The organism is Klebsiella sp. ME-303, from assembly GCF_007910085.1.
GTDB lineage: Bacteria > Pseudomonadota > Gammaproteobacteria > Enterobacterales > Enterobacteriaceae > Klebsiella > Klebsiella michiganensis.
The window spans coordinates 27,537-34,533 of the sequence record NZ_VOJB01000063.1 but is presented as its reverse complement, the minus strand read 5'-3'; the positions used below and the strand labels follow the sequence as shown (position 1 = coordinate 34,533).

Sequence of the window (6,997 nt, the reverse complement as noted above, 5' to 3'; positions counted from 1 at the left end):
TTCCTCGGGCTGTCGGTGGGGGCCAAGCTGGTGGCGGACAAGTTCCTGCAGCCGCAGACGCTGGGGATACTGGTGCTGGGGGTGATTGCGTTCTGCGTGGGGACGGCGGCGGGGGTGCTGATGGCAAAGCTGCTGAACCTGTGCAGCCGGAACAAAATCAACCCGCTGATTGGCTCGGCCGGGGTGTCGGCGGTGCCGATGGCGGCCAGGGTGTCAAACAAGGTGGGTCTGGAGTCGGACGCGCAGAACTTCCTGCTGATGCACGCGATGGGCCCGAACGTGGCGGGGGTGATTGGCTCGGCGATTGCCGCCGGGGTGATGCTCAAGTACGTGCTGGCGATGTAAAAACGTGTTGTTCCCGGCTCGCGCTGCGCTTAGCCGGGCTACCCGCCCGGACGGGCGCCGCGCGCCGCCTCCGGGAAATACCCCAGGCTACGGCGCAAAAGCCCGATCGGGTGGTACGTAAAACGTCGTATTCCTACTGGATGTGTTCTGAAATCAGTAAATCTGTGGGCCGATTCAGCGCCGTCGGCCCCTAAAAAAGAGAAAATGACCTTTTGATGTCAATTCGCCCAATGTTTGCCCGAAAAATCACGCACTGGTTTGCCCGACGTTCGTTTCAGAACCGCATCTTCCTGTTGATCCTGTTTACCTCGACAATCGTGATGCTGGCCATGTCATGGTATCTCACCAGCATTACGGAGGAACGCCTGCATTACCAGGTGGGACAGCGCGCGCTGATTCAGGCCATGCAGATCTCCGCCATGCCTGAACTGGTTGACGCGGTAGAAAAGCACGATTTACCGCGCATTAAAGAACTTATCGACCCGATGCGATCGTTTTCCGACGCCACCTATATCACCGTCGGTGACGCGAAAGGCAGGCGCCTGTATCACGTGAATCCAGAGGAAATCGGTAAATCGATGGAAGGCGGAGACAGCGACGAGGCGCTGTATAACGCCAAAAGCTACGTGTCGGTGCGTAAAGGATCGCTCGGTTCGTCATTACGCGGCAAGTCGCCGATCCAGGACAGCACCGGGAAGGTGATCGGTATTGTATCGGTGGGCTACACCATCGAACAGTTAGAAAACTGGCTGAGTCTGCAAATCGGATCGCTGATGATCCCGATGGCGATCATGCTGCTTCTGCTGCTCTACTGCGCCCGGCGCTTCTCGCTGCATATCAAAAAACAGATGCTGAATATGGAACCACAGCAGCTCTCACAGCTGCTTATCCAGCAGAGCGTCCTGTTTGAATCGGTCTTTGAGGGGCTGATAGCCATTGACTCCCACTACCGAATTACCGCCATCAATCAAACCGCAAGGAGGCTATTAAACCTGAGCCAGCCGGAAACCATTCTGATTGGCAAAAGCATCAGCAGCGTGATCTCTCAGGAGGCATTCTTCTATGACGCGCCGCAGACAAATAAAAAAGACGAAATCGTCACTTTTAATCAGATTAAAGTGATCGCCAGCCGTATGGCCGTCACGCTTAATAACGAGCCCCAGGGCTGGGTCATTAGCTTTCGCAGTAAAGACGATATCAACACTCTGAGCCTGCAGCTCAGCCAGGTCCAGCAGTACGCGGATAACCTGCGTGCCGTACAGCACGAGCATCGCAATCTGATCTCCACCATTGCCGGGCTGCTGTTTTTAAAACGCTACGATAACGCGCTGGATCTTATTCAGCAGCAGTCTGAGAGCCACCAGAAAGTGCTCGATTTTATTGCCCGCAATTTTAAAGTGAACCACCTTGCCGGGCTGCTGATCGGCAAATATTACCGCGCCAAAGAGCTCGGATTAGAGCTGGTCTTCGATCCCGCCTGCCACGTTGAAACTCTCCCCTCTTCGCTGTCGCATAATGAATGGATCTCGATCGTCGGCAATTTGTTGGATAACGCCTACAACGCTGCCCTACGTCAGCCGGCAGGTTCAAAGCAGATCGAATGCCTGATCAACAGCGAGGGCGGCGAAGCGATCGTCGAGATCGCCGACCAGGGCTGCGGGATTGAGGAATCGCTGCGCGATCGTATTTTTGAGCGCGGCGTGACCAGCAGCGACAGCGGCGATCACGGCATCGGACTCTGGCTGGTTCGCAGCTACGTTGAGCAGGCGGGCGGCAATATCGTCGTCGATGACAACATCCCTTTTGGCACTATTTTTACCCTTTATATCCCCCTGACCCGAGATGAACACCATGGATAGCATCACCACTCTCATCGTTGAAGACGAACCTATGCTGGCGGAAATTCTGGTGGATACCATCAAGCAATTTCCCCAGTTCGAAGTCATTGGCATTGCGGATAAACTGGAAAGCGCAAAAAAGATGCTTCGCCTCTATCAGCCCCAGCTCACCCTGCTGGATAACTTCTTACCCGATGGCAAAGGACTCGATTTGATCCGCCACGCCGTCAATACTCATTATAAAGGGCGCATCATTTTCATCACCGCCGACAACCATATGGATACCATCAGCGAAGCCCTGCGGATGGGCGTTTTTGATTACCTGATTAAACCCGTTCACTATCAGCGCCTGCAGCATACGCTTGAGCGTTTTGCCCGCTATCGCAGCTCTCTTCGCTCAAGCGAGCAGGCAAGCCAGACCCATGTTGACGCCCTGTTCAATATCCAGGCAAAAGAGCACGCGGAAGCCGCAGGCTCTCCGCTGCGGGGTATTGATGAGAGCACCTTTAATCGGGTATTACAGCTCTTTGCCGACCCGGAAACGGTCCATACCGCAGACACCCTGGCCCGTATTCTCGGCAGTAGTAAAACCACCGCCCGCCGCTACCTTGAGCAGGGCGTTAAAAACGATTTCCTTGAGGCTGAAATCAGCTATGGCAAAGTCGGCAGACCGGAGCGGATTTATCACGGTAAACATCCTGCGCATATTTAAGCACCGGGAGATGCCCTGTTGAGTGTGCATCTCCTTTTCACTCGCTTATTCCACCGTGTAGCTGACAATAATTTGCCCTTTTTTCATCTTCACCTGGGAAATGACGACTTTACCCAGTTCGGACAGGCTGGCCACGTGCGTCCCGCCGCAGGGATAGCTCTGCATGTCGCCGAACCCGACCTTGCGCAGGCCATCGGCAAAAGTAAGCTGACGCGGTAAATTGTCTGCCTGCCAGGCCTCAACTTTTTCCAGCAGCGCGCTGGCCTCGGGCAGCCCGCCATGCGCGCCTGGGGCAAAAATAATACGGCTTTCTCCCGGCCAGTGATGTCCTTTGATCGGCTGCCAGCCCGACAGCTCCCCGGCCTGGGCAAGCGCGTGCCCGGCGGAGTGCAGACGCGCGTGCAGCCGTCGGCTCTCTGGATCGATGCGGATCGTGACCTCGCCGGCCGGCAGCGGCTGTGAAACGATATGCGCCACGCTATCGCCGCGGCTAACCACGCCCTCGACGGCGAGGCCGGCAATCCAGCCGCGATCCGCCGGCTGCCCGCCGCCCTGCGGGTGAAACAGCGTGCGATCCAGCTCAATGGCATAGCGGCCATCGGCTTCGCTCAGGCAGTTGACGACTTGCGCAAGGCATTCCTCGGCGTCGCTGGTGTAATAAAGGCGTTCAGTCATGGTTGTCCTCCTCTCTGTCAGGACAGTATATTGATATTGCTGGCGGCGATAATCCCGCCTGACATCAACGCAATTTTGCTTCGGAAGCACAAATGAATCTGAGCCTACTGCCCGACCTCGCCCTGTTCGTACAGATTGTGGAACAGGGCAGCTTCTCCGCCGTCGCACGCCAGGCTGGCGCAACGCCTTCGGCGATCAGCCGCAGCGTCTCGCGCCTGGAGCAGGAGATGGGCTGCAAGCTGCTGCACCGCACCACGCGCAAGCTGCGCCTCAGCGATGCCGGGAAAATGGTGTATGAACATGCGCTGGAGATGCTGGAATCGGCGCGTCTGGCCATGGACTCCGCCAGCAGTACCCAGGCGGTGGCGCAGGGCAAGCTCACGCTCAGCGTGCCGAAAGCCGTGGGACGGTTTGCCATTCACCCGCTGATGCTGGAATTTTTTAACCGCTACCCGAAGATCGACGTCTGTCTGCGGCTTGAGGATCGGGTTCTCGATTTTATTGATGACGGCATCGATCTGGCGCTGCGTATCACCACTACCCCCTCGCCGGGGCTGCACGGTAAGCCTTTGATGACCATCAGCCACGTCATCTGCGCGACGCCCGGCTATCTGGAGCACTATGGAACGCCGCAAACGCCGCAGGATCTGCGCGAACATAGCTGTATCAGCCTTGGCGAGACGCCCGCCGATTCGCGCTGGAAGTTCCGCCGCGGGGGGAAAACGGAAACAATTCAGACTCACGGCCGCTACGCCGCCAACCATACCGCCGTGCGCCTCGATGCCGTGAAGCAGAATCTGGGCATCGGCAGCCTGCCGCTGTTTACCGCCCGTGAGGCGCTGGCGCGCGGCGAGATTGTGCAGGTTTTACCGGAGTGGGAGTTTATCAGCCGCTATTCCGGCCAGCTCTGGCTACTGTGGTCGGGCAATAAGCATATGCCCGCCAGAATGCGGGCGATGATTGATTATCTTAGCGAGAAGATGAAGCCGGCTTCAGGTAGCCCAGCCCTAACGCCGCGATCGAAAACCACGGAATAAGCGGCTATGAATAAAAACGAGGATGCGATATCACCCCCGTTGATTCATCTTGATGATCAATATCGTTTACTGATGGTGGGTTGTTAAGCGTAATTTATTATAATTAATCAGGCTTCCCGCCTTAATTATCTCCCGCTCTGCTGAGGTGAGCCCCTCCATGTAAAGAGAGATCTCTTTAATGGGGCGATCGTGGCCGATCACGAACGCGGTAATCTGACGCAGATCGGTTTCCAGGGCTGACCTGATCCCCGGGATATAGATGAAGTCGCCGACCTCAAACTCCGGCAGCGCCTTCATCTGCAATGGCAGCATTCCCCAGTTAATCACGTTCGAACGATAGCGCTTCGTGGCATACTGCTGGGCAATATTTGCCAGGCCACCAAGGACTCTCTGGCAGCTGGCGGCTTGCTCTCGTGCGGAACCATCGCCGGGTTTGACCGCATAAACCATGCTGCCAATCTCCGTCTGCTCAAGCGTGACATTTTCCTGCCCCGGAAGTTGGCGGATCCGGGAAAAAACCGCCTCAAGCTGCGGCTCCAGACGACAAGGATCGTCCCCCTCGATCCGTAATTTTTCCAGCGCCGCAATCTTCTTACTACGGCCGACATAGCCCGGATCGCGTCGCGAAAGGGTAAACTCAGCCAGCCCTAACGGATTGGAGCGAAATGATGAGGTTTCGCCTGATGGAATCAGTTCATCGGTGGTGGTCACCGGATCCATGATTTTTGAGGTCACGTTTAACAAAATATTGTCCGTCAGCTCACTCATCTCCGGCCAATCTTTTATATTGGGGCCGTAGATCAGCGATTGGCGGGACGCTCCTTTAATAAACCCTTGATAAACACGGCTCCGATAAGGTGAAGCATCAAATTCATACTGCGGAATGTCTTCCCAGCAATCGAGCGCGGAAGCCGATGTCAGCACGCCCCCATTGGCAGCCGTCGCCGCTATGGAGCGGGCATCCATCAGCGCAACGGCCGACATTTGCCCATTCCCGGGTTTGGACCCTTCCCGGTTGGGAAAATTACGCGTCGTGTGGCGAATGCTCAGTCCATTATGCATGGGCGTGTCGCCTGCGCCGAAGCAGGGGCCGCAAAATGCGGTACGCATAATTGCGCCGGCGCTCAATAACGCGGTGGTCATGCCCTTTTTAGTCAGGTCCATCAACACCGGCTGGGAAGAGGGGTATATCGCGAGAGAGAAAGCGCTATCGCCGCAGGCGTGATTTTTCAAGGCATGAGCCGCTTCGACCACGTTAACATAATTTCCGCCAGCGCAGCCAGCGATGATCCCCTGCTGAATCCGCAGCTTTCCATGTTCGACTTTATCCAGCAGGGAGAGCCTGGCGCGTCCCTGGGAAATGTTATCCGCCGCAATCTCAACCTCGTGCAAAATATCCTGCAAATTCTCATTAAGCGTATCAATTTCATATACGTTGGCAGGGTGAAAAGGCAAGGCGATCATCGGCTTGATGGTGCTTAAATTCACTTCTATGCAGCCATCATAGTAGGCCATCTCTTTTGCTGAGAGCGGACAATAGTCTTGTTCCCTGCCGTGAATACGCAGGTAGTTTTTTGTCTCTTCATCCGTTTGCCAGATGGACGATAAACAGGTGGTCTCCGTGGTCATCACATCTACGCTATTCCTGAAGTCGGTAGACATTGTCGCCACCCCAGGCCCCACAAACTCCATAACTTTATTTTTCACATAACCGCGCTCGAACACCGCGCCAATTATCGCCAGGGCAATATCCTGAGGGCCAACGCCGGGCGAGGGTTTCCCTGTCAAATACACGGCGACAATCTCAGGATAATCAATATCCCAGGTCTCTCCGAGCAGTTGCTTAACCAACTCGCCGCCCCCCTCGCCAACCGCCATGGTCCCTAAAGCGCCATAGCGCGTATGGCTGTCTGAGCCCAGGATCATTTTCCCACCGCCGGCCATCATCTCGCGCATATATTGATGAATAACTGAGATATGGGGCGGGACATAAATACCGCCATATTTTTGCGCTGAGGACAAACCAAATATATGATCGTCGCTGTTGATAGTGCCGCCGACAGCGCAAAGCGAATTATGGCAATTCGTCAGAACATAGGGTAATGGAAAACGTTCCATTCCCGAGGCCTTAGCAGTCTGGATGATGCCCACAAAAGTAATATCGTGGGAGGCCATTGAATCAAATTTAATTTTTAACTGCTGTTCATTCCCTGAAGTATTATGGGCGGAGAGGATCGACCACGAGATCGTTCCCTTGCGCGCCTCATGCTTCTCTAACGCGACTGACCCCTTATCAGCGGCAATAATACCGTGCTGATGTGATATATAGACTCCGTGGTCATACAATTTAATCATCACATATATCCTTAGATGTTGAAAAAACACGCCTG

At 55.2% G+C, this 6,997-nt stretch carries 6 protein-coding genes; 4 read left to right on the top strand and 2 right to left on the bottom strand.

Going from position 1 to position 6,997, the window contains the following annotated elements; translation table 11 throughout:
* The 3 genes from FQK12_RS08485 to FQK12_RS08475 form a co-directional block, all read left to right on the top strand.
* Window positions 1-345, top strand: a 345-nt coding sequence (locus FQK12_RS08485) for a sodium ion-translocating decarboxylase subunit beta (RefSeq protein ID WP_048260548.1), incomplete at its 5' end; no start/stop codon positions are given.
* A 230-nt stretch (window positions 346-575) separates the two neighbouring features.
* Window positions 576-2,204, top strand: a complete 1,629-nt coding sequence (locus FQK12_RS08480) for a sensor histidine kinase (protein WP_014227876.1) — start codon at window positions 576-578, stop codon at window positions 2,202-2,204.
* Entirely contained in the window at window positions 2,197-2,895 is a 699-nt protein-coding gene (locus FQK12_RS08475; RefSeq protein ID WP_004098499.1) for a response regulator, read from the top strand. The genes FQK12_RS08480 and FQK12_RS08475 overlap by 8 nt, the downstream gene beginning before the upstream one ends.
* 45 nt (window positions 2,896-2,940) lie before the next feature.
* Here FQK12_RS08475 and FQK12_RS08470 read toward each other — a convergent pair whose 3' ends face one another.
* Window positions 2,941-3,570: a hypothetical protein gene (locus FQK12_RS08470; protein WP_014227875.1), complete on the bottom strand. Its 630-nt coding sequence runs from the start codon at window positions 3,568-3,570 to the stop codon at window positions 2,941-2,943.
* Window positions 3,571-3,662: 92 nt separating this feature from the next.
* On the opposite strand from FQK12_RS08470, the gene FQK12_RS08465 reads away from it, so the two are divergent.
* Window positions 3,663-4,607, top strand: coding sequence for a LysR family transcriptional regulator (locus tag FQK12_RS08465; protein WP_014227874.1), 945 nt, complete (start codon window positions 3,663-3,665; stop codon window positions 4,605-4,607).
* Between the two features lie 66 nt (window positions 4,608-4,673).
* Here the strand turns inward: FQK12_RS08465 and FQK12_RS08460 are convergent, their stop codons facing one another.
* Complete coding sequence (locus FQK12_RS08460; protein ID WP_014227873.1) at window positions 4,674-6,962, bottom strand: hydratase; 2,289 nt, start codon at window positions 6,960-6,962, stop codon at window positions 4,674-4,676.
* Window positions 6,963-6,997: the final 35 nt, after the last annotated feature.

Coding starts and splice junctions, on each gene's coding strand:
- FQK12_RS08470 (WP_014227875.1), bottom strand. CDS start 3,570: ATGACTGAACGCCTTTATTACACCAGCGACGCCGAGGAATGCCTTGCG.
- FQK12_RS08465 (WP_014227874.1), top strand. CDS start 3,663: ATGAATCTGAGCCTACTGCCCGACCTCGCCCTGTTCGTACAGATTGTG.
- FQK12_RS08475 (WP_004098499.1), top strand. CDS start 2,197: ATGGATAGCATCACCACTCTCATCGTTGAAGACGAACCTATGCTGGCG.
- FQK12_RS08460 (WP_014227873.1), bottom strand. CDS start 6,962: ATGATTAAATTGTATGACCACGGAGTCTATATATCACATCAGCACGGT.
- FQK12_RS08480 (WP_014227876.1), top strand. CDS start 576: ATGTTTGCCCGAAAAATCACGCACTGGTTTGCCCGACGTTCGTTTCAG.